Consider the following 24913-nt stretch of genomic DNA (forward strand, 5'->3'; position numbering starts at 1 on the left):
TTATCTCCCGTCGATATCGGAATATTCGGTGAAGTGCTTGCGAAACCATAACGCGGCCGCGGCCGCTTCCGTAGACGTCAATTGATGTCCGTAACGCTCCCAATGTACCGTAACGGATGCGCCCGCTCCGCCGAGAAGCTCTTGAAGCTCTTCGGTTTCCCGCGCCGGACATATCGGATCATTAGTCCCGGCGCCGATAAAGACCGGAGTACCGGACAAATCCGGAATCGGAATCCCTCTCCGCGGAACCATCGGATGGTGGAGAATGGCGCCTTTCCAGGTGTGTTCATAATGGAAGAGCAGGCTGCCTGCGATATTCGCTCCATTGGAGTACCCTACCGCCACGAGATTGCCGCGGTCGAACCCATATTGACTTGCGGCCTGATCCAGAAAATCGTGCACTTCCTTCGTACGGAAGATCAAATCTTCCTCATCGAATACGCCTTCCGCCAAGCGCCGGAAAAAACGCGGCATCCCGTTTTCCAGCACATTGCCCCTAAGGCTGAGAACGGAGGACTCTGGCGCGATATGCTTGGCTAGCGGCAGCAGATCGCGTTCCGTTCCCCCGGTGCCGTGGAAAAGAACCAAGGTCGGCGCCTCTTGGCGGGTCCCCTTGTCAAAAATATGGTTCATTTCTGCTTCTCCTCCAATACCCGTACTTCGATCGGGAGCAGGTTCGCCTCAATTTGGGAACGATGCGGCTCAAACCACTCCGGCAGCATCAGCTTCTCGCCTAACGCGTCGGCAGGCTCATCTAGAGCAAATCCCGGCGGATCCGTAGCGATCTCGAACAGTATGCCCCCGGCCTCGCGGAAATAAAGCGCATTGAAATATTGGCGGTCTACGATAGGGGTCGGGCGATAACCATACTTCTCCACCGAATTTCTCCACTCCGCATGCTGCTCGAAATCGTGGGCCCGCCAAGCGATATGATGAACGGTTCCGGCGCCGTCGCTGCCTCCGTTCATGGCCGAGAGCGGCACATCGATAACGTTGCCGATATCGCCGAACGACCGGTAACGGGCATACGCGACATCTTCGGCGACCTTGCTCAAACCAAGCAAATGTTCCAACGCGTCCATCGTTCTCTTCGGGTTGACGCTGAATAGAACGGCGCCGCCAAAACCCTTGATCGCCTTATCAGCCGGAATGCCGCCGAACGACCAGCCGCTGTTCGGTCCCTCTTCACGTTCGACGAGTTCAAGGCCTAAGCCCTCATTGTCCGTGAATTGAAGGTAGTTCTCCGAGAACCGGGTTACTTTCTTAACCGGAACGCCGAAGCCTTCCAGACGACTCTCCCAGAAGCCTAGCGAGCCTTGCGGCACGACATATGTCGTTATACCCACTTGGCCGCCTCCGATTCGTCCCCTGCGCGCTTGCGGCCAAGGAAAGAACGTGATAATGGTTCCGGGGCTTCCTGCTTCATTGCCGAAGTACAGGTGATACACTTCCGGAGCATCGAAGTTGATCGTTCTCTTCACCAAGCGAAGTCCGAGAACACCCGCGTAGAAATCGACGTTCGCCTGCGGATTGCTTGCAAATGCGGTAATGTGATGAATGCCAGCCGTTCTTAGCGTCATGTAAAGTCCTCCCTTAATTCATTAATTTCCCCTACTTGTTCCTATCCATCCATAGGCCGTACCCATCATGCCGGTTTAGTTCAGAAGTGCATCCAAAGAATACGAGCCCGCGCCAGTCAAGGCGACTGCGATGGCCACCGCAATCAGAACGAGCGGGTATTCATAACCGTTGGTTGTCGACCAAACGCCGTTCTTGCCGTGTACTTTGACAATCGCGCCAAGCATAGTCACGGTAATGAGCGCAGCGGCCAGCGGAGTAAACAGTCCTGCAGCAAGCAGTGCGCCTCCAAGCAGCTCCATCAGCCCGGCCAACACGGCCATCGTAACTCCCGGCTTAATTCCTACCGATTCCATCCATCCGCCCGTTCCTTTCGGGCCGTAACCGCCGAACCAGCCGAACAACTTCTGGGCTCCATGCCCGATAAACAATAATCCAACGACCAGACGAACCACTAATAATCCAAGAGACAACATGACAATGACCCTCCATATATTTTAATTTCAATAATCTTTAATTTAAGATATTAGGCAAAACTATCGAGCCACGCGTCTAGCCATCCTCCGCCCCTTTTCCCAGCTTCTTGAGCAGTTCGATCGCGGCTTGCTTTTCATCGGGCGACAGAGCCTTCATGAAGGAGTCGATCACCGCGGCATGCTTGGGAAAAATACGGTCAAACCATGCATTCCCCTCCTCCGTAATTTCCGCATAAATGACCCTTCGGTCCTCCTTGCACGGTACGCGTTTCAATAGTCCCTTCTTCTCCAGCTTGTCGATATTGTAGGTTATGCTTCCGCTTGTAATTAATATTTTTTCCCCGATTTGCTGTAAAGGAACTTTCCCCTTCGTATACAACAATTCAAGAATCGTAAATTCGGAAGAGGACAACCCGTATTGCTTCATATCTTTGACAGCCCGGTCCATAACGGTCTTGTATGCTTTGGAAAGTACAACGAACAGCTTCAGGGATCTCAAACTGGAATCATCCAGATGAATCGTCATTGAAATCACCTCCCCTTAATATCTTAATTTAAATTATCTTTAATTAAAGATATATGATTATTCCAATCATGTCAATACGTTCAGCAGAAGATTTTTGGACAGCAGCAGCGGAACACCTTCACTCCTTTTAACCGTACAACTCTTTTATTATGCGAAGCGCGCCAATGGTTTGTGTATATAGGTCCTGCTGGGCATCAGCCCAATCCGAAGAATTCATTCCTACATATACTGCTTTAGCCTAATTTAGAAAAGGAGTGAAATCGAATGGCGTTTATGCCTCCGCCTGGACCACCACCTGGATCGACTGGACAACAGGGACCAGTATTCCCCCCTCCACCTTTTGAACCACCCATTTCTGCTTTTGCTGTTGACCCCAGAGCGATTTCCCGTTGCTTGCATCGAAACACTTTTGTTTGGCTTACTAATGGGAACCGCTTCTGGTTTTATCCAATTTTTGTGGGAGGTTTTTCGGTTACTGGTTATTGGTGGACCGGTAGGTTTTGGATGCCCTTGGCACTTGGCTTTAGAGAAATTAGCTCATTTTCATGCTTTTAAATTTTCCTAACTTCTGCATTCTGTCCGTTTTGATTTGTAAAAACGATAAGTAACCTCTCCAATCAAGGAGCCGCGTGGCAGTAGCTGCTCCTTTTGGCTTGCTCACAAAAACTTTTGCACTTCATATTTTTCCCCGATTTGCTGCAAAGGAACTTTCCCCGTCCTATGCCTTGTACACTTATCTGAACGAAACAAATCCTTGGCGACTAAGGCATACGCCCGTGTCCAGATTGGAAATCCACCATATATATGTATTAACCTATAGAAAGAGGTGAGACCATGTCTCAGGCTGCTATTCCTAACCACACAATGACCTTGGATCAAACGGTACCTCTCTTGCTGGCTTCCATTGCTCAGGAGGAGTTTGCGCTTGCGTATATTATGAATGCAGAGGCAGAAAGATCGCAATTCCTAGTAGGAACTTTAACAACCAAGGCGGATGGCGCTGGCGCCAGCTTCTCGCCGACCGCTGTATCTTTATCCGACCTGCTAGCATTGAATGCCAGCGTGCGCAAAACCTTGCAGGATGTCATCAACAAAGACATGCTTCTGCACTACCGATTTGAGAATGTATTAAATCTCATTCAGGCAACGCCTAAAAATCGCTAATCGGGACATAACCAGCCAACCTATCGAATAGGAGGACACCCGGACCGGTTACCCTGAATGACTACAATACGTAATCTTGAGCATCCTATCATCAGTCAACAACCGGTGCCTCTGTCCTGCTCTTCCTGTTATCGATCGGACTTCGCCAAACCTCTTCACTCTCGGTCATCCACGGACTCGCGGAAGGGGCATGACCGGGAGCGAAAGCTGTAAGCAGCTTGCGCTTCTTTTCGTAGTAGCCCATAAGCTGAGTCATGGTGTACACCAGATATTCCTGCCGGGAATTACCGGGGGCTATATGGGGGATCAGGCTGCGCACATTCCCTTGAAGCATCTTTTCTTTGTCCGCATCCCATCGCAGCCCGTCTTCGCCAAACTCCGATTGATGCCGCAATAGAACATGGAGCTTCCGGTACAGTATGCCCTGAAGATCAGTTACAACATGCAGCAAGAAGGCTGAGGTAGCCTCCAATGTATTGATGCTGCTGGATTCAGGGCTTTGGAACTTTCGCTCCCCGGACACTTTCGCCAGCAAGGCGGCGGCGCCGAGCATGTGGAATACGGCATCTTCCATGGAAAGATGCGAACGGCAGCAGCTTTTGAAGCTATTCTGTATGCTGTTCAGCAACGCACTCGTCCCCTTTACTCTTCATCCCATTCTTCCTGAACTTCAATCTGCAAGACATCCTCCAGTTTCTTAAGCAGCAGCCATTCCTTCATGACAATCGTTTCCATCATGCGGTTAACGGATTGGTTGACGGCTACTATTTCTTTGCTTGAAATAAAAGAACTATCTTTATATTGCCCGACGAACATCTGTATTTTTTCAGCCTCGGCATGAATTAAATGCGATAATGCCGTTTCTTCTAATGCAATAGATGCCAACAGATCGATTACGACTTCTTCAAGCGAGGGCCTGAACTTTTCTTCAGGAATTTGCGGCATACTCACAGCAGTCATCCTCCTTGCATCATATGATTCAGTGTATGATGAAGGTGTTGTAGGCGTCACACGATTTATAAGATTGTCTATGCCCCGGAATCGGAGCATCACTTCTTCCGGATTTCAAGGACATGGCCGTTCGTATCCTCGAACAGGATATAATCCTTGCTGTCCTTATCCGGGTGGTCCAAGTAGTTAATCCGGATGATGCTGCCGGCCTTTTTCCACTCGGTCATAGTCCAGTCAACCTCTCCGTTCTTGCCTTTGGAATCGCTGGATGCCTTCCATCCGCTGCCCGCCATTTCCAGGTCATAGTAAGCTTTGGCCGCCACCAGATCTCCGTCATTCAAGACGTACGAAGCTTTGCCCGGACTGGCTTCCATGGACGGAAACCAGGGCAGGTCGAAAGTCTTCGGTTCGGCCTGAGAGCTCGGCCCGCAGCCGGATATAACGGTAACAAATGCGGAGATGATGAGATAGAACTTTTTCATAGATGAACACAACCCTTTCCATCGTTAATAATCTGGCAAACTTGATGATTTAAGATTTCTTTCTTCTACATTTCGTCTGTCATGGCGCCTTGCACGGTGGCCCGCGCGAACGGGAGCCCCTTGAGCTGCTGCAGATCCTTGGCCGTCCCGGTGACGACAACCCCCAGAATCCGGATATCCTGGACCGTAGGTTCGGACTTGCCGGCACGCAAGTAATCATACAGCTTCTGAAATTCTTCGCGGTATTTCCTGCTTACTCTCAATCCGTTCTGTACCGCGAGGATGAAATCTTTCTCGCTGCCGTCCCCTCCTTCCAAGCCGCGGTCTTCAGCCTTAAATCCGTACACCGCCCCCGCATGTTCGGGGGACTTCCGCTCATCAACCGATTGCTCATCATAAGCATCCACCCAGTACCACTGCGCATGTACACCGTTCGGAAGCATGCCCTTGATCTGCTCTACCGTGTAAGGTTTATCGAAAGATACGGCGATCTCCGCAACCTTGTTCTCCTTTCTGTCGAGCTTATCGACGTCCTGGGCTATATAGGGATAGGGATGAGAAGGCAAGTAAAACCGCAATTCCCTTTGCGCCGTCTCTGCATTGAAGCTAATATGAGCCTCCTCCAGTCTCTGCGCGTCACGTTCGATTGGAACGGGTCTATTTAATGGATGAAAAGTGTTCCACATCGAATATTCATACAAGCGGTCCTCCCATTTAACCGGCTGTCCTTCGATCAGCTTATAGCTGCGATACTGAACGGTATTTCGGAAGAGTCCCTCACTCACCGTGGTGCTCTGCATAACCTCCACATTGGGCTGGGTAATGCGCTTCATCACGGCGATATCCCGCTCCAGTTGGCCGCGGCTTACTTCGTTTAGTAAATATCCTCTGGCTCCGACATATCCGGCTAACACGATCATCACGACCAACGCGGATATCCCGGCTTGTCTCCCTATGCTCTTTCTCTTCGCTTTCTTCAGCAGCCCGTCCATCCGATCGCTTCCCAGCTCAAATTGATCATCCGTGCTCATGTTGAACCCTCCTATATAGTTGCTGAAATTGCTGCCGCGCCCGATATAAAGACATTTTCACTACCTCTTCCGTGGTGCTGAACACTTCGGCCATTTCCTTATAACTAAAATCGCATTCGTATTTCAAAATCAGCATGTGCTTATACTTCGGGTTCATTTGCTCCATCGTGGCCTGAATGTCTTCTTTGCACTCGTGGTTCAACACCTCATCCTCCAAGGAACGCTTGCTTATGAACTCCAGCGTTTCTATAGGAATTTCCGCTCTTCTTTTTCTCTTCCGGACCAGATCGATGTACTGATTGTAAGCTACCCGAAACATCCATGGACCGAGACGGTCGCGATCCAGCTCATGAAGCAGGAGGATGACCTTACAGAGCGTATCTTGAACCACATCCTGAGCATCTTCATGGGATACGCCCATCTTCCTCAGATAGCGAAAGATGCTTGTTGCTTTTTCCTTCAATACATCATCTAATGAATCCACCTCATACCGTTCCTCCTTTCTGAGTAGAACACGAATGAAGCCCGTTTATGTTAACACCTTTTTGCAAAAAAAAGGAACCTGTTCGCCAGGATCACACTTAAGCGCAGATAACGTCCAGCACAATAAGCCCGCTGATCGTTTCTCAGCAGGCCCCGCGAGTTCGCTTTATCCAGTTTTCCTCACTCATCGTATCTTTCGCATAAGCCTACAGCCGCGACTTTCGGATCACGTGGTGCATCACCTCCGAAAAAACCAGACCCATGGCGATCGCCCCCGACAACATAAAGGCTTTGGCTGCCAGCTGCACGGCTAAATCATACTGGTTCTCGACCACGTTCCGCATCGTATCATAAGCCAATCCGCCGGGAACTAACGGGATGATACCCGCCACGCTGAATACAGTGATGGGGGTTTTATACATCTTGGCAAAAAATTGGCTCGTCACCGCAACAAAAAAAGAGGCAATCATCGTGGCCAAGATCGGATCGGCGGGAACCTTCAGCAAGGAAATATATAACAGCCAGCCGAACATCCCGACAAAGCCGCACTGTACCAGCGTCCCCTTAGGAACATTGAAGAGGATTGCAAAGGCCGCCGAAGCAATGAAGCTCATCAAGAGCTGTTCGCCGATCATCCGATCCCCTCCCCGCTGTAAAAAGAAAGAACAAAGGCGATGCCGGCTCCAATCGCAAATGCGGTTAAGAACGCTTCCGCCCCTTTCGAAACCCCGGAAACAAAATGCCCGGCCATTAAATCCCGGACGGCATTGGTAATCAGAAGTCCCGGTACCAGCGGCATGACGGAGCCGATGATCATGTTATCCAAATCATGACCGAAACCTGTTCTCAAGAACAAATAGGCCGTCGAACCAATGATTAAAGACGCCAGAAACTCGGCGAAAAACTTAATCGGCACCCATCGGTGAAAATAGACCAGGAAGGAAAAGCCCGCTCCTCCGCATAGAAAAGTAGGGATAAAATCACCCCATGCCCCGCCAAACATGATTAAAAAGCAGGCGCTTGCCACGGCTGCCGCTGCGATTTTGAACCAAAGCGGATACCCGGGGTTCGCCCCATCGATTTCTTCCAATAACCGATAGGCCTCCGTCACCGATAATTCCCCCTGGCTAATTTTTCGGGAAATGGCGTTCACGACCGTAACTTTACGCAAATCCGTTGAACGTTCGGATATTCGGATTAATCGGGTTGTCTGTTCCGGTCCGTCTATCGAAAATATAATCCCCGTCGGGGTTACAAAGCTGTGAGCATGCCGTACACCGAATGCATCTGCAACACGTGTCATCGTATCTTCCACCCGGTACGTTTCCCCGCCGTTCTCCAGCATGATCTTGCCGGCCAATAAACAGACTTGCGCGATCTCATAGGTTGAATTGGATAGTTGATTCATTCGCCAGCTCTCCTGGACTACAGATACTTTCACGACTGAAGGGAAACCTGACCACGAACGTTGTTCCTTCCCTGCCTGATTGTTTGACTTCTAACCTGGCCCTATGCCGTTCCGCAATGGAGCGGGACACGGCAAGCCCGAGGCCGGTCCCCGTTTCCTTCGTCGTGAAGAAAGGATTGAATATTTCTCTACGGACTTCAGGCGGGATTCCCTCACCTTCATCCGATATTTCTAAAATAATTTCTTCGGCCTCCGTATAAGTTTTGAAGGTTAAATGCCCGCCATGATTCATGGCTTCTATCGCATTCCGACTCAGGTTAAGCATCAATTGCCGAATCTCTTGTTCATCCAACATCAAATCGGGGATCGTCCCTAATGCGGCGATAATACATACATCCCCCTTACTAGCATCGGATTCGATTAAAGGCAGCATGTATTCAATGATGCTGTTTAGATTATGTTGTCGTTTCTCGATAAATTTATTATTCGCCAATGAAAGATATTGTGAAATGATGGCATTCGCCCGGTCCAGCTCACTAACCATTAAGAGGAACGTATCTTTATACGAACCCCAATCTTCTTTCTCCATCAGTAACTGCAGATATCCCTTCACCGTAGTCATCGGATTTCTTACTTCATGAGCAATACTTGCCGACATCGAACTAAGCAAATGATATGTATCGATATGAATTCCCGTTATATCCCGGCCGATCGCATAGATAAGCTGCGCTTCCCGATTGACTGAGCACGTCCATTGAATCCACTTGTAGGTTTGTTCCACATTCCGATAGCGGTTTAAAAAGGACACCGTCGCTTGTCCCCGGATGAGCTTCTGCACTTCCAACGCAGAATTATCCACATCGTCAGGATGAAGGCAAGCGAACACTTGTTCCAGTGAGGTCCATGATTCATTTTCCCCCAAAATTCTTGAAAACGAATGATTGACTTCGACAAGATTACCGTTAAAATCAATGATCATCATGATATCTAAAGATAAATCAAAGAAATCCCGAAAATGATCCACAAGATCCCCTCCGTTACCGAATTACAACTTCTGCAATTTTCCGCCGACACTATATATACCTAAAGAAAATACGATAAGGAATATGTTGGTTTTCCCTTCGCTTTCATCATTCAATTATCAACCTTAATGATACTTGTTAACCGCATAAATGGTTTATGATCTATATGGTAAACGCCTATAATATATAAGCTCTATAAGGCGACCGGATACCGTTCCCGTAATGAAAGAGCCGAGGAGAACAGGGGGCAACCCCCGATTCCCGCTCGGCGCGTGAATAAGTTATGTAAGCTTGGGACAAAACGGTAATTTGCTGAGGTTATTTCGGATAACGACGGGGAAGGCTTCAAGCCTCCGCTACGGAATCCGTAACAAACCGGTTCACGATGGTTTGCAGGCGATGGGAGAGCTTCGCCAACTCCTCAACGGAGCTGTTAACCTTATCCATCATGAGTGCCTGTTGACCGGACTTCTCCGAATATTCCCGGGTCACTTCATTCACACCGGCCGAATAGTCCTCGATTCGTTTCATGGAAATGTCCATCTGCTCGCTGCCTGCAGCCATTTCCTCTATGCCTGCCGAGATGTCCTGGATCATGCCGTTGATTCTTTCGATCCAACCGTTCATTTGCCGGAACGCCTCTGAGACTTCGCCCACCTTCTGCTGCCCCTCATTCATTTCGAGGATCCAGGCTTGGCTGGATTGAAGGAGGCTTCCAGTATCCTCCTGGATGTAGGTAACAACGCTTCGCACGTGGTCTGCGGCACTTCGGCTATGCTCGGCCAGCTTACGCACCTCATGAGCAACTACAGCAAAGCCGCTGCCCGCTTCCCCGGCCCGTGCTGCTTCGATCGAAGCATTGAGCGCCAGCAGGTTCGTTTCTTCCGCTATATTTTTGATTGTGGCGATAACGGTGTCAATTTCTTTGGAGCGGTCGGCCAATTGCTCGATCTTGCTTTCGGTTTCCCGTGATTTTTGCTCGATGAGCTGCATTTTCTCCAAGGTACCCTTAACGGAGGTTTGTCCTTGATTGGACAGCATCTCCATATCCGAGGACAGGTTGCTGACTTCATCGATGCTCGCTGCCATCTGCTTCAACCCGGCGGACATTTCTTTAATCACAACGACATCCTCATGAACCTTCTCTTTTTGCTCCCTGGAGTGATCAGCCGCCCGTTCCAGGCCTCCGTAAATCTCCTGGGAAGATTGGGCTGTCGTCAATGCGTACTCCCGGATGCCATCGGATACATGAGAGAGCGTGCCGACCGTTTGCTTCGTTTGGGACACAATAGAGGCGACGCTTTCCCTCATAATCTCAAACCCGTTAGCCAGCAATCCAAGTTCATCCCTACGCTGGATCTCGACAGGTTGGGATAGATCCCCTTCCTCCACACGCTTAAATGCCTTCAAAAGCTGGCGGATAGGCTGGACGATCGAATACGTCAACACAAGTCCCATCACACTGAAAATAATAAGCGATACGACCATCAAAATGAGGGTACTCCGCTTCACTTCCTGATGTTTATCAATCGAAGATAGATATTTGGACTCCGCTTGCTGTTGATTCGTCTTGAGCAGCTCCTGGAAGATTTCTTCAATCCCTTCTTCCTTGGCCAAGAGCTGCTTATCAAACATCGATTTGGCCTGCTCCATCTGATTTTGGTTCACGAGTTGAAACACATTGTTAACGGTCGGCTGGAACGATTCCCACAATGAGCTTAACAGCTGCAGCTCGTCCTTCTCACCCTGCGTTAAAGATCCGTTATCCAAAGCGCCCAGTTTTTCAGTCACACTTTTCGTTTCCAAATCGACTTTCTCCAATTGCTTCTTTCTTGAATCCGCATCCGTCACCAGCAAATAACTGCCTACGGCGGTGTTGATCCGATGAATCGAGCCGGAGAGCTCATTCAGCTGCTCAACCATGCTCAAATTATTTTCATAAATATCAACCAAATTGCTGTGAATCGTCTGTGTATTTCTCAAGGAACCGATATTAGCCACTATGAGAATGATTAAAAAAGCAATAAAACAAACAACAAATTTCACAGGAATTTTAAGATTATGAAACCATTTCATTTGAAGTTTGCCTCCTATATAGAAAACTGATAAAAGTTGGAACACTCATAGGCGGGCTCCCGAATGGGAAACCCGCCTGGAATCTACTACCCGCCGAACAAGTGAGGCAGGAACAAGGATACCTGAGGGAAGTACGTTATGATGATAAGCACAACAAGTAAAACTAAAAATTGCGGCAACAAAGGTCGAACCATTTGCGCCAAATTGACTTTCGCAATCGAAGAAGTCACGAATAAGCAAACGCCAAGCGGCGGTGTAATCATGCCGATCGTCAGGTTAACCACGATGATGACGCCCAAGTGAATCGGGTCAATGCCGGCTGCCAGAGCGATAGGCAGGAACAGCGGAGTAAAGATGGTCAACGCCGAGATCGTATCGATGAACGTTCCCGCAATCAGAAGTACAATGTTGATCAAAAGCAGGATTACCCACTGCTGATCCGAGATGCTGCTTACCAGCGCTCCGAGTTGATCCGGAATGTCGTGGAATGTAAGCAACCAAGTGAACAGCGTCGCATTGGCGATGACGAACAAGATCGTTGCCGAGCTGAGCGCGGAATCAAGCAGTACCTTCCGCAGCTTTTTGAAGTTCAGCTCCTTATAAACAAAGGACCCGATAATCAGCGCATAGATGACGGCGATGACACCGGACTCCGTCGCGGTAAACATCCCGGAACGGAAGCCGCCTATAATAATAACCGGGAGTAGCAGCGCCAGGAACGCATCCTTGAAGCCGGCAACAATCTCCTTGCGGGAAGCCATCTTATCCCGTCCGCGAATGTTGTTTTTCTTACCGTAATAGTACACGTAGATCATGAGTACGGCAGCCATCAGAATCCCCGGTGCGACACCTGCCAGGAACAAATCGCCGATCGATACGCTGGCCATAACGCCGAACAAAATGAACGGGATCGACGGAGGAATAACGGGACCGATGGTGGAGGCCGAAGCGACGAGAGTCGCCGAGAATCGGCGGTCATACCCCTGCGATACCATGGCCGGAATCAAAATACCCCCGATGGCAGCTGCATCCGCTATCGCCGAACCGGAAATGGCGGAGAAGAACGTACAAGCCAGTACGGCGACCATGGCCAGACCCGCCGGCCAATGGCCGACAAGCAGCGACGCAAAATCGATGAGGCGCTTGGAGATGCCCCCCACCGTCATAATTTCACCCGCCAAAACAAACAAGGGAATAGCGACCAGCGTGAAAGAATCGATGCCGGAGAACGTTTTTTGGGCAATAATAACCAAATCCGTATCGGTCAGCCATAACCCGACCAGAGAGGTAATACCAAGTGCGAACGCAATGGGCACCCGAAGGAAAAAAAGTACGAACAATAAGCCTAGAAGCCAAATCATGCTACTTCGCCCCCTTGCCGTTTCCCGCGAACTTCTTGGGCAAACGCCTTAACCAAGTAATACAGCATCAGCACGCCGGAGATTGGCATGATGATATACATGTACATCAACGACACTTGAAGCGTCGGTGTCGTTTGCAATTTGGAGTTCATCGTGTGAACCCAGCCGTAATAGGTGAAGAACGCGACGAAAGCAATCGTAACCATATATCCGACAGCGGTCACCGCAGTGCGGATTTTCGGCGGAAGCTGATTAATTACGTCAACATTCAAATGACTGTGATATTTCGTGCCGAGCACGGCGCCGATAAAGGCCATATAAGCAAACGCAAAGCGTGTGACTTCCTCTGTCCAAGGCGTTGGAATTTTGAGTACAAACCGGAACAGCACTTGCAGAAAGGTAACAACGACAACAACGGCCAGACAGCTGCCGGCGATGATCTCGAGCCAATGACGAAGCCATTTCATAACGGGATGTCCCCCTCTCTTCTTAAAAAGAAGGATACCAAAGTATCCTTCTTTTTCTTTTTTAACAAACGTTATCAGATTCGCTTACTTCGCAGCAGCTTTAATTTTTTCGATCAAATCTTGCGGTACTTTGTCAGCTACAGCCTTGGATACATCCTTCGTTACAGCTGTAAACGCTTCGGCATCCGGCTTCGTAATGTTGACGCCTTTCGTTTTCAGCTCTTCCAGGGATTTGGTTTCAGCATCGGCAAGCGTTTTACGTGCAGAGGCAGTCGCTGCTTGAACCGCTTCCTGGACCCATTGTTTCTGTTCGTCGTTCAAGGAATTCATAAACTTTTTGCTCGCAATAACAGCTGCCGGAGTATAGGTATGGTTCGTCAGCGCCAATTGCTTTTGAACCTCGTAGAACTTCATGGACATAATCGTGGCGATCGGATTCTCTTGGCCGTCGACAACCCCTTGCTCAAGCGCACTGTACAGCTCGTTAAAGTTAACAGGCGTCGGGTTAGCCTCTAAAGACTTCATAAACTCGTTCCATACCGGAGCCGGCTGAACGCGAATTTTCAAGCCTTTCATATCCTCCGGCTTCACAACCGCTTTATTTTTAGTTGTCATATTACGGAAACCGACTTCCCAGTATCCGAGGCCGACCATACCTTTTTCATCGACCTTCTTCAGTAAGGATTTCCCGATTTCACCATCCAGCACGCCGTACACATGCTCTTTGCCCTTGAAGAGGAACGGGATCCCGAAAACGTTCATTTCCGGCACGACATTGGCCAGGGAGCTGTCAGCAGCTAACGTCGTCATATCGATCGTGCCGTTCTGCACGCCTTCAACGGCGTCCTTTTCGGAGCCAAGCTTAGCGTTAGAGTAGATTTTAACCTCCATGGCGCCCTTGCTCTTTTCTTCCAGCGACTTTTTAAACGCTTCAGCCGCAATATTGTACTGGTGCGTGTCCGAGCCGGTATGAGCGAGCTTAAATGTCACTTTAGGCGAATTCGCCGTTTGATTCCCCGCTGATGCATCCTTTTTATCGGTGCTCGAACCAGAATTGGAGCCGCAGCCCGCCAGCAAACCAGCCATCAATGTAGCGCTCAGAACTATCAAACCTGCTTGTTTTTTCATTTTTCTCATCCTCCTGATTGGCATGTTTTTTATGATTAATAAAGATCAAATCTCTGATCATCGAAAACAGGAATTCGTTTGCGGATTTCATCCACTTTGGCCAGATCGATGTCAATCACATAGACCTGCTCCGTGCCGTCGCCTTCGAGCAAAACCTCACCCCACGGATCGATAACAAGAGAATTCCCCGGGAATGCAGTCTCACGGCTTGTCCCGCAGCGGTTAACGGCAATCATGTAAGATTGGTTCTCGATCGCCCTGGAAATGACGAGCGTTCTCCAATGGTCTACCCGTGCTGTCGGCCATTGGGCCGTATTGATGATCACTTTGGCACCTAAGGAAACCAGCTTGCGGAACAAGAGAGGAAACCGCAGATCGTAGCAAATCATCGTCCCGATACCCGTACCCTCATAATCAAACAGCCCGAAGCTATTGCCGGCCTTCAGATATTGATCCTCGTCCATCAGACGGAACAAGTGCACCTTGTCATACCGCAATACTTCATCGCCGTTCCGGTCGAAAACAAGCATCGTATTGGTGATGTCCCCGCTGCCTGAATCTTTATAAAGAACGCTTCCGCCCACAATCATGACGTTATGAGCTTTAGCGTAGGAGGAGAAGAGGGCTCTTGTCCTTTGACCGTCGGCATCCGCAAGGGCGTCGCCTTGTTCCAACGCATAGCCTGTGTTCCACATTTCCGGAAAAATAATGACATCCGGCGATTGAGCCATCGCTTCATCCAGGAAGCGCTCGACTTTCCGGTAATTCACTTCCGGCTCCCCGATTTGTACGTCCATCTGAACCAATGCGACCTTCATCGTTTAACCTCCTGTAATAACCGAATATTCGCCCCTCAAGCTCCGGCCCAGCACGGGATCGGATATTTCATATTCAAATTTGCTTCCGTATACGAACCCTTCCAAGGTCGGTACCGTTCCGGAGAAAAAGACGGTATGGGAAATGTCCGTATACCCGAACTCCTCTAATTTCTCTAACAATTTCGAGAATGGAAGCAGTGCAGTAAGGTCGTGCTCCTGATACAGCCGTCTTCCCCCTTCATCCGTGATCCAGGAACGAAGCACCAGTTGATCCCAATGATCCTCCACATCTTTAATTCTCCAGAATGTGGTGATGAAAGGCTTAGGACAGGCCGCTTTAGATTTAGCGATATCTTCTTTCTCGAGAAGACGATCCGTATGATCGCTGCCGATGGTCAGCAGCCAGTCGTCGCCGTCATGGTAAACCACATATTCCACTTCGCCGGATGTTTCCTTGCCGGGAACGGTAATCGTCTGCTCGTTTGTCAGTACGCTGATGTCTTGCGGATATAAAGCTGGAATGGTCGGTGGCGGAGCCACTCCGATCTCGGCAAGCTCATGAATATGCTCGTGCACCTTCTCGATATCTCTGCCCATGTAGCCCATAACAAGCACTTTTTGAACCACAGTCTCTTTCTTCGTCATGCTCCCGTCTTTTTCTTGAATGGTAATTGGATAAGTGCGCATTAATCTGTCTCCTTTTTGGACTTTAGGGAAGCTAGAACAGCCGTCCGTGTGTGTATGATATGTTCATGCATGGCTTGCTTAGCGAGCTCCACATCGCGCTTCTTCAATTGTTCGATAATCGCCCGATGCTCCTTCAAGGTTCTTTCCACCCGGTCTGTCGTATCCAACGCCACGATACCAAACCATCGCATTTGATCGCTTAATGTGTGCATAAGCTGGATTAATCGATCATTGCCCGTTAATTCAGCCATATGCATATGAAAATCTTTGTCCATCAAAATAAAGGATTGGTTATTCCCTGTGTGTCTTTCCTGCTGGACAAATATTTCTTCCAGCCGCTCGATGTGAGCGTCCGTGATCTTGGGGATCAGCAGCTCTACAACAAGGGCTTCATTGGCCCCCCGAAGCTGCAGCACTTCTTCGACGTCCTTCTCCACAATATGGCTGACGAAAACTCCCTTTCGCGGAACAGACTTCAACCACCCTTCCATCTCCAGCAGCTGGAGAGCCGCCCGAAGAGGGGTACGGCTAATCCCCAATTTCTCGGAGAGGTCCCGTTCGTAAAGGACATCCCCTTGAGCAATCACATGATTGATAATTGCATTCTTGATTTCATCATAAGCATGATCCCTAAAGGATTGGGGTTGTTGAATTTTCGTAAATTCCAAGGTTATGATCCCACCTTCAGATTGCAACTTGTAAGTATTTGAAATGCCACATCTGGTATGTGGTATACCAACCTGGCCGAAAATAAGAACCGTATTACGCTGTGGCATCTTTCATTCGTTCGAATGAATAATGCTCTGCTTCGTTCCGAGTTGGATTGATACAAATATAACGGATGGCACATTTCATGTCAATATAGTTATCATTTATTTTAGAAAAATATGATAGAAACCGATTTCATTCCGTTATGACCATATAAATCAGAGTTTTATGTTATATTACTTTACAAAAAAATTAATTATGAATCTGCATTTTGACCTCATTTCGCGTAATAACGTACTTCAAACAGTTTACAACCGTTCGGAGTTATCCATGGACCGTGCTTCATTCCCGGCGGGCGGCAGGCCACCATGCCTTGCGTAAATTCCTGATTGAGCGTCAAATCAATCATGGATCCTTCGATGATGTAAATTTCCTCCCAATAATCATGGGCCTGCACACCGTTCGGAGACGTATCCGTTCCCGGAACATAGCTAAGAATTCGTGTAACCATTCCGTTATCCGGATCTCTAGCGATGATTCTTTCCGTTATTCCTTCGATTCCGCCGACTGGAAGTTCTTCGAATTCATGATAGTCGATAAATTCCCGTTCTGGTTTGGCCATCGTCTGGTTATCCTCCCGCCGCTGATCATGATGCTGGTATGTGGTATACCAGTTCGGAAATAACTAAACATTCAAAATTTCCAGAATCCTCTAACAGTAAATGCTGAAATCAGTATATCTTCCATTTTTAGTCATGTCAATACCTTCTATAACCGCTTACAAGGAGCGATTGGATACCTGTTTCCACCATGCCAGGCAGCCATGTTACCATTGTTTACATGATCGTCCCTTTACCGGTAGACTGCTATCCATAGGCGATCGGCCGCCCCTTTGACTAGAAAGAGCGGCCGAAATGCCTGATATCCCCTGCGTGGTAACTTATGGCATCAGGTGGATACTTATTTCATCAATACGTAAACATCTTCATCATCCGCTTCGACGGGAAACCCTCTCAGTTTGACCGACGCATCCACCAGGTGATGGCCTGTTTTGAGATCGAATTCCCAGCCGTGCCAAGGACATCGCAAAATCTCTTGATCACGGCCGTGCTCGTATTCATATACCATCGAAGGCAGACGCGTCCCGGATACCCGGCCGACACAAATAGGTGCTGCCGCATGCGGGCAAACGTTGCGCCACGCATAATACTGGCCATCCACCAGGAAAATCCCCAGCTCCATCCCTTTAACCTCTACGATCAGTCTCCCTTTTTCACGGAGCTCTGCGACTTTGGCTACTGCGAATTTATTCATCCCGCTTCTCCCTCCGTGCCGGCTGCATCGACTGTTTGATCCAGACCGTACAGCTGAATGGCATTTTTGGCACCAATTTTTTCTCTTAGCTCGCGAGGAAACAAGGAGAGCACCATTTTCGGGTTATCGTAGTCCCAGTGCGGATAGTCGGAAGAATACATGATCATATCCTCGGCGCCGCTCATTTTAATAATTTGAACAAGGTGCTCGGGATCGGCAGGCTCCTCAATCGGCTGTGTCGTAAGTACTACATGCTTGCGGATGTATTCGGACGGCAGCTCTTTCAACCAGGGCACCGTATCCCGCAGCGCCTTGTAATTTTTATCCATACGCCACATCAAATGGGGAAGCCAGGAGATTCCCCCCTCGATGGCGACAAATTTCAACTTGGGGAACTTCTCGAAGACGCCTTCGCATACCAAGCTGTTCACTTGCGACATATAGTTGATCGGAATAATATTCTGCCATTCCATATAGCGGGTCGGGTATCCGGATGGCGTCGGAGGATACGAAGGACCGATTCCTTCGTTGCCCGGATGAATGGCTACCGGCAATCCATGCCGTTCAGCCGCTTCGTAGATCGGATGAAAGAACCGCTGTCCGAGCAGTGTTCGCGACACGCTGCACATCATCACTTGAACGATATCGGGATGGCCGGCCAGCCGCTCGATTTCTTTGACTGCTGCGGCCGGGTCGGTATGGCTAACCAGAATCGAGCCTTTATAACGAGGGTCGGCTTTCAGCCAAACTTCATTCTGCCAATCGTTGTGAGCCGACGCTACGGCATTGGCGTAATCAGGATCGTAGTTTAAAGAAATGCCGATCATGGAAGCGTTCCCTGTCAAAATCGCATAATCGATTCCATACTTATCCATGTGGTGTTTCAATGCGAATACGGGATCGCTGCCGGGTTTGCTGCCTATATCGGAGATGGCGTCCTTCCGGATATACCCGACGGAGCTCCATGGTTTTCCGCCGACGCCGATCCCGCTCTCTAACCATTGTTGATGAAATGCTTTTGGTAAAAAGGGAAGGAGATCTTGGGGACTGGAAAGATCATTGTGAAAGTCTGTATCAATCAATCGAGGGGCTGCACCCATTTGTTTCACTGCTCCTTCTTCGTTATTGTTCATACGCTGGCGGCTTCACTGCGTTGTTCGGCCGCTCCAAGCCGCGAGTCCGTTGTGGTTTCGTCCCGTTGGATGTCCTTTTTTTTAGTGATTTCGACGATGCCGTTATCGGCGTCCACCTTGACCCAATCCCCCGTTTCAATCATATCCAGCGGGTCCTGATCCAGATCGGTCACTGTAGGCGCATGTGAAACTACGGTACCTAAGGCCGCCTTCGTCGTCATGATATTAAAAATCATGGCTTTAGGGGCCGCACCCACCATTCGCGCCATGTGAAAATAGGCGGACCAGCCGGAGGATCCCTTGGCACCGGGGAATACAAGAACTTTATCCTTAAAGCTCTGGCCTTGCAGCTCATGCTGCAATTCAATAATCGTACCGGTCATCGGGTTGATGCCGCCCCAGCCGGAAATCGTATCCCGGGTCACCAGAGCCTCGCCTTCCGCGCAGCCGCCAACTACTTTTCTTCCATGCAATACGATCTTTGTCATCTCAGCCCTCCACTCCAGTTGCCGGTTACAGCCGCATCGATGCAATCCTTCAGTGATCCAAACCAGCATTGTATCCCCATGATCGCCGGCAGGTAGTGGGCTTGCTTCGCCGAATCGGTTGCCACCACTTTCGTTCCGGGCGGTAACACTTGCCCAAGTGCAGGGCATGTATCGCTCATCAAGAAACCTCCGGCTTCGGTAATGATTTGGGTATAACCGTTCCGGTCCGCCAATTCCCGGATAGCCCTCGGCGTAAAAATCCACAGCTGCGTACCGCTGTTTACGCGTTTGCCTTTCAGCAGCTTGCAGATTTCCCAAATCTGCTCGATAGACGCGTGCGGGCAACCGAGCATAATAAAGTCTACATTCGTGTCTTTGGCCGAAACGTTCAAGCGATCATACGCCTTTTGCCGCTCCGCCTTTCCAAATTTGAAGGTGTACTGCGGCTTTCTCTTTCCTAAAGCATCTTCGATGGATTGCGCCTCAGCCGTTATTTTAGGGATATGATACATTTCAACTCCGCCCGATGACGCTGCAGAGGCTCCGAAATGCTTGATGCGATATGAATTTGGAACATGTCGGACGCCGCTAAGGACCGGTACCCGATCACCCACGACCTCTCCGACATAGTACCCGAGCAGCCCCCAATCGGTCATGCTCTCGACTTCCCATTCGACTTCGACCAAGTCTGTAGCTAAACGATTCTCGTCGATATGGTATCCCCAGTATGGAATCCGGCCGGTCAGCATGGCAGCGCCCGTGCTTTCCCTTCCTTCACAATTCGTGCGGGCCCCGAGCACCGAGTTGATATAGATCACGGCGGAAGATTCCATCCACGCGCAGTGCTCTCCTTTCACCGGTATGTTCCCGACCTGATAAGGAGCGCAGGTGCTCATGAGCTGGATGCCGATCCCCGCGTTATATGCCTCGTGCTCCTTGATGGATTGTACTCTTTCAGGCGTACCCCCGAGCTGCTCCCAGTGGGCGGCATCAAAGCCGGTAATCAGCTGACAGGAGTGGGTTTTCACCATGGGAATTTCGACAGCCTCCTGACTATCCAGATTGAATTCGGAGAATAAGGCGTCGAATCCATATTTAGCTGCATACTCTCGCATTAAGCCGCTCGAGGCGACTACCGTCGTGCTTACATTGCTGGTTTCCACCAGTTTTTCCGCTCCTAATGCCTCACCGTAACGTACAAGTAAATCCATTGCCTTTTGTACGGCACGACCATCCCGGCCATCGAGCATATATTTCTCTTCATCGCTCAATTTCATGGTGAACCTCCACTATTTCCTACAGTTTGAGCATGCCTAAATCCATGTACGCCGCTTCTTCCTTATGGAACAAGTGACTCGGTTGAACTGCGTTTATCGTTGCGCTCCAGGTTATCCCTCACTCGCTCATGCAGCGCATTGATGTCGATTTCATGCACGCTTCCCTCACCTGCAAGATCCAGCGCGTGAGCTGCGGCCGCTCCCATTGCAATGCACGGCCCCATTACGCGTACGCTTGAAAGGGCGGCTGTATCTGCGTCAATACAGCGTCCGGCAGCAACCAGGTTATCGACATCGGGGGGCGTCATGCTCCTGAGAGGCACATAATGAACATGGTCTTCGTCGAAAGTTTCCCATACATAACCCTCTAAATGGCTATGAAGCTCAATCGGCCAAGAGGTGCGCGCTACGGCATCGGGAAAGCGCGTACCCGCTCGCACCTCGTCAACTGTCAGCTGCTTGCTGCCGACAATCCAACGCGTTTGACGGATACCCGGCAGGCCGTAACCGCGGACGCGTGCCTGGCCGAACGCCAGAGGGAATTCCGTTTTCAAGAAATGAATGTACTTATCAGCCTGGGCCTTGCCCTGCAGTGCGCTGGCCGAGGCCGCCACCGGTTCAAGAGGTGTTTCCGTATGCGTCATGTTGACAAGGGCTGTACCACGTCCCGGGAAGGAGAATGCAAAGCCGTCTTTACGTCCAAGCCCGTACAACTCGCCCTTTTCTTTTTGATGTGCATACACTTCTTCTCTGGTTGGGTAATGGCTCTCATCCACACCTTCAAGCACGACCATCTGGGTACCGTACACCGAAACCTCGGCCGGTTCTTGGCAAGGCAGCCCTGCTTGCCAGGTTAGCGCTGCGTCACCCGTCGCATCGACAAAGCCGGTTGCAGTGAGATGGATGTCGCCGTAACGCGTGGAAAGATCAATCGAAGTAATGCGCCGTTCTTCACGTGTAACCTCCCTCAGAACAGCACCGAGAATGACCGTGATGCCGGCCGCTCGCACGGCCTCTTCAATCCACCTTGATAAAGCGATTTCGTCATACATGACGGAGTTCCATTCTCCCCAGCGATAATGCAATTTTCCGGCGGCGCCAAGATCCCGGATGATTTCGTCGGCAATCCCGTGCGTGAGCTGGTATCCGTTTTTTCCATTGGAGAACAGTCCGCAGAATATGCCGATGATCGAATTGACGGCCTGACCGCCCAGGGCTGGAAGCCCGTCGACCAAAACAACCTTGCGCCCAAGGCGCGCTGCCTCCAGCGCGGCCGAAATACCGGAGATTCCTGCGCCGACGACACAGATGTCCGCTGCTATTTCTTGTACAGGATTCGCATTGTTTTTCCGGACCACGCGTGTAGCTGTGCTTGCTTTTGCTCCTTCAATCATGTAAACACTCCTCCTGATTAGTTGTTAGGGTTAACTTCATGCCAACATTTTTGTAAACGCATACAACTTTGATATACACAAAAATTAACAAAAAATATTCGGTAATACAATTTGTTTTGCGTATACAATGTATTGTAAAAAACGATAGCTTCAGCAAGCGCCTTAATTTCTCCGGCTGCCCATAACGAAAATAGTATTGGTACCGCATTTTAGATATTGTATACTTGTAGTAAATAGCCTCTAGCGTCTCCTGTACATCCGTAACAAGTCACAAATAATCATACGTAACGATTCACAATTCTAACGCTGCTTACGAGGGAGATACAATGGAAATTCATCAGTTGGAATACTTTCTGGCCGTGGAGAAATACAAAAACTTTTCTGCCGCCTCATTGGAAATCTCGATATCGCAGTCCACCTTGTCACAGCAGATCAAGAAACTGGAAGAGGAATTGGGCGTGAAATTGTTCGTGCGCCATCCGCGTTCAGTTCGTCTGACTCCCGCTGGAGAAGAGTTTCTCGTTCATGCACGAACCATCGTTGCGGAGATTAAACAATCCCTTGAAACGGTGCAGAAGTATACGAATTTTGATAAGGGGAATTTCAAAATCGGGGCATTTCCCCATGCTGAATATTTGGGGCTGAGCAAGATCATTATCGACTTCATCCGATGCTATCCAGGTATTCATGTAGAGGTTCACTCTGCCAGTACGGATGATTTGCTGAAGGAATTGCGCGAGAAAAAAATTCAGGCTGCGTTCATCAATTCACCCTTTACGGGCGATTATGACATTGATTTCAAGCCCTTGATGAGCGATCGGGTCGTCATGGTCGTATCGGCTTCCCATCCATTGGCCAAAGAAGAAAGCGTCGACCTTCGCGATCTGTCTCAAGAAAATTTCTTAATGGTGAAAACCAGTCCTTGGCTTCGCAATGCTTTGCTGCATGTGTGCAGCGAAGCCGGGTTTCAACCCAAAATCATTTTGGATTGCAGCCATGTGGAAACCATGCGGGGTTTTCTGGAGGAAGGCCTTGGTGTAACCTTACTGGGGAGCCGGGTTGCCCAGCGCTTCGTCAACTCCAAAACTTCGATTGTGCCCATTAAGCAAGTGCTTGAACGGCATAGCGGTCTCGCTATTCCGAAATACCCTTTCTCCAAACCGCCGCTTGCTACGAATCTTTTCCGGAAATTCACCCTTGATGCGCTCTCTAAAGCCCCGAAATAGATGAACAGCCGGCGGATTCATAGCCGTCAAATCAAATGCACCCCTTAGAATATGGATTGGATTACCTTCGGATTTTTCCAATCTCTATTCTAAGGGGTGCGCCTGCATGGACCTATTTCCACGGCAGCAGCTTACGCTCCGCCCAGCCCAGTGTACGGTTAAACAAAAGTCCCCACACGGAAAGAATGACGATGCCGACCATCAAGTGTGTAGTCATCATCATATTGCCGTAATGCAGAATCATCGCACCGACGCCCTTGTCGGCGGCAATCATCTCCGCTGAAATAAGCAGCAGCATGGTATAGCCTGCCGACAATTTTAACCCGGCAAAAATCATCGGCAGGGAAGCCGGCAGGATCACCTTACGAATCACATTAAGAGGCTTCGACCCGAAGGTCACCGCCGCTTTGATTAAAATCGGATCGACGTTTCTTACTCCGGAGTAGGTGTTGATGACGACAGGGAAAAATACGCCAACGGCAATGATTGTAATTTTCGGCGTTTCGCCGATGCCGAGCCATAGAATAAACAGCGGCAACAACGCGATCTTCGGGATGGGATAAAGCGAATAAATGATCGGTGTCAATATGGCGTCTATCCACCGGAAGAATCCGAGAAGAAGTCCTACGACAATGCCGATGCATACGCCTATAGCATAGCCTGAAGCTATCCGGTACAAGCTTGCCAGCACATTCTGGTGAATTTCCCCCGAAAGCAGCATGCCCCAGCCAGCTGTAACAATAGATATCGGCCCCGGTAAATACGACGATGACACGACCCCCAGACGGCTGAGCACTTCCCATACAACAAGAATTCCAAGTATCCCCAGCACCGAAACATATCCCGGTGTCTTTTTCTCCATAAAGGCTACGCGGTTACGGATAGCTTGCTTCGTAGACGGCGGAACGACTGGTCTGGAAACCGCTTGCTCCATCACTCGGCCTCCTTCAAGGCTTCTTGAGCGTCATGCCGAATAAGCTGCCAAATCTGATCCGCATAACGGTCAAATTCGACACGGTATTTTTCTTCATTACGCCCGGTTTTCGGCAGATCGATCGGAATAATACTCTTAATCTCTCCCGGCCGCCGTGACATCACAATAACCCGGTCAGCCAAATATACCGCTTCCTGGATGTTGTGTGTAACATAAAGCGTACTCAGCTTGGTACGGTTCCAAATCGACAGCAGCTCTTCCTGCATAATGGTACGTGTCTGTGCATCAAGCGCCGAGAACGGCTCATCCATCAGCAGCAGATCCGGTTCGACGGCCAGTGCCCTTGCGATCCCGGCCCGCTGCCTCATCCCGCCCGACAGCTGCTTCGGATACGCGGATTCGAACCCGCTCAGCCCGACCATCTCGATATACCGGCGTCCCTTTTCCCGCTGCTCCTCTTTGCTGGCCCCCCGCTCCTCCAGCCCGAACACTACGTTTTCGTAGACGGTTCGCCAAGGGAACAGCGCAATTTCCTGGAATACGATGGACAGGAGGGGCTCCTTGTTCCCCTTTACGCCCCCAAAATAAACTTCGCCCGAGCTCGGGCTCATCAGCCCACCGACAATATTTAGTAAGGTTGATTTGCCGCAGCCGCTTGGCCCGACCAATACGACAAATTCCTGCTCTGCTATCGTAAAATTGATGTTTTTCAGGGCCGTCACTTCTTGCTTGCGCGAGTCGATGAAGCGCTTTTCTACGTTTTCAACGATGATCTTCATGA

29 protein-coding genes are annotated in these 24913 nt (G+C 49.7%); 2 read left to right on the forward strand and 27 right to left on the reverse strand.

The features are described from left to right. The 4 genes from JMF85_RS01650 to JMF85_RS01665 all read right to left on the reverse strand — a co-directional run bounded on the left by JMF85_RS01650 (position 1) and on the right by JMF85_RS01665 (position 2580). Entirely contained in the window at positions 1–633 is a 633-nt protein-coding gene (locus tag JMF85_RS01650) for an alpha/beta hydrolase (RefSeq protein WP_127606734.1), read from the reverse strand. Then, a complete protein-coding gene (locus JMF85_RS01655) occupies positions 630–1580 on the reverse strand; it encodes a ring-cleaving dioxygenase (protein WP_054799120.1) in 951 nt (316 codons plus the stop codon). Before JMF85_RS01655 ends, JMF85_RS01650 begins: the two co-directional genes overlap by 4 nt. Before the next feature lie 75 nt (positions 1581–1655). Further along, positions 1656–2054, reverse strand: a complete 399-nt coding sequence (locus tag JMF85_RS01660) for a DoxX family protein (RefSeq protein WP_054799119.1) — start codon at positions 2052–2054, stop codon at positions 1656–1658. Positions 2055–2130: 76 nt separating this feature from the next. Then, positions 2131–2580 carry a MarR family winged helix-turn-helix transcriptional regulator gene (locus JMF85_RS01665; protein WP_127606730.1) on the reverse strand — a complete coding sequence of 150 codons (450 nt, stop codon included), beginning with the start codon at positions 2578–2580 and terminating at the stop codon, positions 2131–2133. Between the two features lie 834 nt (positions 2581–3414). Between JMF85_RS01665 and JMF85_RS01670 the strand changes: the two genes are divergently transcribed. After that, positions 3415–3744, forward strand: a complete 330-nt coding sequence (locus JMF85_RS01670) for an alpha-helical endospore appendage domain-containing protein (protein WP_054795758.1) — start codon at positions 3415–3417, stop codon at positions 3742–3744. Positions 3745–3835: 91 nt separating this feature from the next. Here the strand turns inward: JMF85_RS01670 and JMF85_RS01675 are convergent, their stop codons facing one another. From JMF85_RS01675 to JMF85_RS01775, 21 genes are all read right to left on the reverse strand, one after another. Next, positions 3836–4372, reverse strand: coding sequence for a hypothetical protein (locus JMF85_RS01675; RefSeq protein WP_054795757.1), 537 nt, complete (start codon positions 4370–4372; stop codon positions 3836–3838). Positions 4373–4386: 14 nt separating this feature from the next. After that, complete coding sequence (locus JMF85_RS01680) at positions 4387–4689, reverse strand: alpha-helical endospore appendage domain-containing protein (protein WP_230876189.1); 303 nt, start codon at positions 4687–4689, stop codon at positions 4387–4389. Between the two features lie 104 nt (positions 4690–4793). Then, positions 4794–5177 (reverse strand): hypothetical protein, encoded by a 384-nt coding sequence (locus tag JMF85_RS01685; RefSeq protein WP_127606722.1) that lies wholly within the window; start codon positions 5175–5177, stop codon positions 4794–4796. A 65-nt stretch (positions 5178–5242) separates the two neighbouring features. Then, positions 5243–6208, reverse strand: a complete 966-nt coding sequence (locus JMF85_RS01690) for an anti sigma factor C-terminal domain-containing protein (protein WP_201317632.1) — start codon at positions 6206–6208, stop codon at positions 5243–5245. After that, positions 6195–6692 carry an RNA polymerase sigma factor gene (locus JMF85_RS01695; RefSeq protein WP_054795754.1) on the reverse strand — a complete coding sequence of 166 codons (498 nt, stop codon included), beginning with the start codon at positions 6690–6692 and terminating at the stop codon, positions 6195–6197. Before JMF85_RS01695 ends, JMF85_RS01690 begins: the two co-directional genes overlap by 14 nt. Positions 6693–6897: 205 nt before the next feature. After that, on the reverse strand, positions 6898–7326 hold the full coding sequence (locus tag JMF85_RS01700; protein ID WP_141334112.1) for a threonine/serine exporter family protein: 429 nt from the start codon (positions 7324–7326) through the stop codon (positions 6898–6900). Then, a complete protein-coding gene (locus JMF85_RS01705) occupies positions 7323–8099 on the reverse strand; it encodes a threonine/serine exporter family protein (protein WP_127606716.1) in 777 nt (258 codons plus the stop codon). The genes JMF85_RS01700 and JMF85_RS01705 overlap by 4 nt, the downstream gene beginning before the upstream one ends. Continuing rightward, on the reverse strand, positions 8071–9123 hold the full coding sequence (locus JMF85_RS01710; protein WP_127606713.1) for an ATP-binding protein: 1053 nt from the start codon (positions 9121–9123) through the stop codon (positions 8071–8073). The genes JMF85_RS01705 and JMF85_RS01710 overlap by 29 nt, the downstream gene beginning before the upstream one ends. 343 nt (positions 9124–9466) lie before the next feature. After that, positions 9467–11197 (reverse strand): methyl-accepting chemotaxis protein, encoded by a 1731-nt coding sequence (locus JMF85_RS01715; RefSeq protein WP_201317633.1) that lies wholly within the window; start codon positions 11195–11197, stop codon positions 9467–9469. A gap of 86 nt (positions 11198–11283) precedes the next feature. Continuing rightward, positions 11284–12558 carry a TRAP transporter large permease gene (locus JMF85_RS01720; RefSeq protein WP_155614998.1) on the reverse strand — a complete coding sequence of 425 codons (1275 nt, stop codon included), beginning with the start codon at positions 12556–12558 and terminating at the stop codon, positions 11284–11286. After that, a complete protein-coding gene (locus tag JMF85_RS01725; RefSeq protein WP_127606708.1) occupies positions 12555–13025 on the reverse strand; it encodes a TRAP transporter small permease in 471 nt (156 codons plus the stop codon). The genes JMF85_RS01720 and JMF85_RS01725 overlap by 4 nt, the downstream gene beginning before the upstream one ends. Positions 13026–13109: 84 nt before the next feature. Beyond that, positions 13110–14153, reverse strand: coding sequence for a TRAP transporter substrate-binding protein (locus JMF85_RS01730; protein WP_236595703.1), 1044 nt, complete (start codon positions 14151–14153; stop codon positions 13110–13112). Positions 14154–14188: 35 nt separating this feature from the next. Further along, complete coding sequence (locus JMF85_RS01735; protein WP_127606704.1) at positions 14189–14971, reverse strand: carbon-nitrogen family hydrolase; 783 nt, start codon at positions 14969–14971, stop codon at positions 14189–14191. A 3-nt stretch (positions 14972–14974) separates the two neighbouring features. Beyond that, on the reverse strand, positions 14975–15658 hold the full coding sequence (locus tag JMF85_RS01740; protein WP_054799116.1) for a DUF2848 family protein: 684 nt from the start codon (positions 15656–15658) through the stop codon (positions 14975–14977). After that, a complete protein-coding gene (locus tag JMF85_RS01745; protein ID WP_054795748.1) occupies positions 15658–16326 on the reverse strand; it encodes a GntR family transcriptional regulator in 669 nt (222 codons plus the stop codon). Before JMF85_RS01745 ends, JMF85_RS01740 begins: the two co-directional genes overlap by 1 nt. A 317-nt stretch (positions 16327–16643) precedes the next feature. Beyond that, a complete protein-coding gene (locus JMF85_RS01750; protein ID WP_054795747.1) occupies positions 16644–16988 on the reverse strand; it encodes a cupin domain-containing protein in 345 nt (114 codons plus the stop codon). Between the two features lie 338 nt (positions 16989–17326). Continuing rightward, complete coding sequence (locus JMF85_RS01755) at positions 17327–17680, reverse strand: Rieske (2Fe-2S) protein (RefSeq protein WP_054795746.1); 354 nt, start codon at positions 17678–17680, stop codon at positions 17327–17329. Beyond that, positions 17677–18780 (reverse strand): amidohydrolase family protein, encoded by a 1104-nt coding sequence (locus JMF85_RS01760; protein WP_201317635.1) that lies wholly within the window; start codon positions 18778–18780, stop codon positions 17677–17679. The genes JMF85_RS01755 and JMF85_RS01760 overlap by 4 nt, the downstream gene beginning before the upstream one ends. A 29-nt stretch (positions 18781–18809) precedes the next feature. Next, positions 18810–19301 (reverse strand): aconitase X swivel domain-containing protein, encoded by a 492-nt coding sequence (locus JMF85_RS01765; RefSeq protein WP_155614995.1) that lies wholly within the window; start codon positions 19299–19301, stop codon positions 18810–18812. After that, positions 19298–20578, reverse strand: coding sequence for an aconitase X (locus tag JMF85_RS01770; RefSeq protein ID WP_201317636.1), 1281 nt, complete (start codon positions 20576–20578; stop codon positions 19298–19300). The genes JMF85_RS01765 and JMF85_RS01770 overlap by 4 nt, the downstream gene beginning before the upstream one ends. A 62-nt stretch (positions 20579–20640) precedes the next feature. Further along, entirely contained in the window at positions 20641–21972 is a 1332-nt protein-coding gene (locus JMF85_RS01775) for an FAD-dependent oxidoreductase (RefSeq protein WP_127606694.1), read from the reverse strand. 326 nt (positions 21973–22298) lie between these two features. On the opposite strand from JMF85_RS01775, the gene JMF85_RS01780 reads away from it, so the two are divergent. Next, complete coding sequence (locus JMF85_RS01780; protein ID WP_141334105.1) at positions 22299–23198, forward strand: LysR family transcriptional regulator; 900 nt, start codon at positions 22299–22301, stop codon at positions 23196–23198. A 112-nt stretch (positions 23199–23310) separates the two neighbouring features. On the opposite strand, the gene JMF85_RS01785 is transcribed toward JMF85_RS01780, so the two are convergent. Together JMF85_RS01785 and JMF85_RS01790 are read right to left on the reverse strand one after the other, a co-directional pair. Next, positions 23311–24132: an ABC transporter permease gene (locus JMF85_RS01785; RefSeq protein WP_054795742.1), complete on the reverse strand. Its 822-nt coding sequence runs from the start codon at positions 24130–24132 to the stop codon at positions 23311–23313. Next, complete coding sequence (locus JMF85_RS01790) at positions 24132–24911, reverse strand: ABC transporter ATP-binding protein (RefSeq protein WP_127606688.1); 780 nt, start codon at positions 24909–24911, stop codon at positions 24132–24134. The genes JMF85_RS01785 and JMF85_RS01790 overlap by 1 nt, the downstream gene beginning before the upstream one ends. Positions 24912–24913 lie beyond the last annotated feature (2 nt).

Source organism: Paenibacillus sp. EPM92, from assembly GCF_016586185.1.
GTDB lineage: Bacteria > Bacillota > Bacilli > Paenibacillales > NBRC-103111 > Paenibacillus_G > Paenibacillus_G validus.

Excerpts from the sequence above, each read along its gene's own strand:
- JMF85_RS01720 (WP_155614998.1), bottom strand. The coding sequence starts at position 12,558 with ATGATTTGGCTTCTAGGCTTATTGTTCGTACTTTTTTTCCTTCGGGTG.
- JMF85_RS01705 (WP_127606716.1), bottom strand. The coding sequence starts at position 8,099 with ATGAATCAACTATCCAATTCAACCTATGAGATCGCGCAAGTCTGTTTA.
- JMF85_RS01790 (WP_127606688.1), bottom strand. The coding sequence starts at position 24,911 with ATGAAGATCATCGTTGAAAACGTAGAAAAGCGCTTCATCGACTCGCGC.
- JMF85_RS01650 (WP_127606734.1), bottom strand. The coding sequence starts at position 633 with ATGAACCATATTTTTGACAAGGGGACCCGCCAAGAGGCGCCGACCTTG.
- JMF85_RS01785 (WP_054795742.1), bottom strand. The coding sequence starts at position 24,132 with ATGGAGCAAGCGGTTTCCAGACCAGTCGTTCCGCCGTCTACGAAGCAA.
- JMF85_RS01765 (WP_155614995.1), bottom strand. The coding sequence starts at position 19,301 with ATGACAAAGATCGTATTGCATGGAAGAAAAGTAGTTGGCGGCTGCGCG.
- JMF85_RS01735 (WP_127606704.1), bottom strand. The coding sequence starts at position 14,971 with ATGAAGGTCGCATTGGTTCAGATGGACGTACAAATCGGGGAGCCGGAA.
- JMF85_RS01740 (WP_054799116.1), bottom strand. The coding sequence starts at position 15,658 with ATGCGCACTTATCCAATTACCATTCAAGAAAAAGACGGGAGCATGACG.
- JMF85_RS01780 (WP_141334105.1), top strand. The coding sequence starts at position 22,299 with ATGGAAATTCATCAGTTGGAATACTTTCTGGCCGTGGAGAAATACAAA.
- JMF85_RS01660 (WP_054799119.1), bottom strand. The coding sequence starts at position 2,054 with ATGTTGTCTCTTGGATTATTAGTGGTTCGTCTGGTCGTTGGATTATTG.
- JMF85_RS01670 (WP_054795758.1), top strand. The coding sequence starts at position 3,415 with ATGTCTCAGGCTGCTATTCCTAACCACACAATGACCTTGGATCAAACG.
- JMF85_RS01770 (WP_201317636.1), bottom strand. The coding sequence starts at position 20,578 with ATGAAATTGAGCGATGAAGAGAAATATATGCTCGATGGCCGGGATGGT.
- JMF85_RS01665 (WP_127606730.1), bottom strand. The coding sequence starts at position 2,580 with ATGACGATTCATCTGGATGATTCCAGTTTGAGATCCCTGAAGCTGTTC.
- JMF85_RS01760 (WP_201317635.1), bottom strand. The coding sequence starts at position 18,780 with ATGGGTGCAGCCCCTCGATTGATTGATACAGACTTTCACAATGATCTT.
- JMF85_RS01715 (WP_201317633.1), bottom strand. The coding sequence starts at position 11,197 with ATGAAATGGTTTCATAATCTTAAAATTCCTGTGAAATTTGTTGTTTGT.
- JMF85_RS01750 (WP_054795747.1), bottom strand. The coding sequence starts at position 16,988 with ATGGCCAAACCAGAACGGGAATTTATCGACTATCATGAATTCGAAGAA.
- JMF85_RS01730 (WP_236595703.1), bottom strand. The coding sequence starts at position 14,153 with ATGAAAAAACAAGCAGGTTTGATAGTTCTGAGCGCTACATTGATGGCT.
- JMF85_RS01655 (WP_054799120.1), bottom strand. The coding sequence starts at position 1,580 with ATGACGCTAAGAACGGCTGGCATTCATCACATTACCGCATTTGCAAGC.
- JMF85_RS01690 (WP_201317632.1), bottom strand. The coding sequence starts at position 6,208 with ATGAGCACGGATGATCAATTTGAGCTGGGAAGCGATCGGATGGACGGG.
- JMF85_RS01680 (WP_230876189.1), bottom strand. The coding sequence starts at position 4,689 with ATGCCGCAAATTCCTGAAGAAAAGTTCAGGCCCTCGCTTGAAGAAGTC.
- JMF85_RS01755 (WP_054795746.1), bottom strand. The coding sequence starts at position 17,680 with ATGAATAAATTCGCAGTAGCCAAAGTCGCAGAGCTCCGTGAAAAAGGG.
- JMF85_RS01775 (WP_127606694.1), bottom strand. The coding sequence starts at position 21,972 with ATGATTGAAGGAGCAAAAGCAAGCACAGCTACACGCGTGGTCCGGAAA.
- JMF85_RS01685 (WP_127606722.1), bottom strand. The coding sequence starts at position 5,177 with ATGAAAAAGTTCTATCTCATCATCTCCGCATTTGTTACCGTTATATCC.
- JMF85_RS01700 (WP_141334112.1), bottom strand. The coding sequence starts at position 7,326 with ATGATCGGCGAACAGCTCTTGATGAGCTTCATTGCTTCGGCGGCCTTT.
- JMF85_RS01725 (WP_127606708.1), bottom strand. The coding sequence starts at position 13,025 with ATGAAATGGCTTCGTCATTGGCTCGAGATCATCGCCGGCAGCTGTCTG.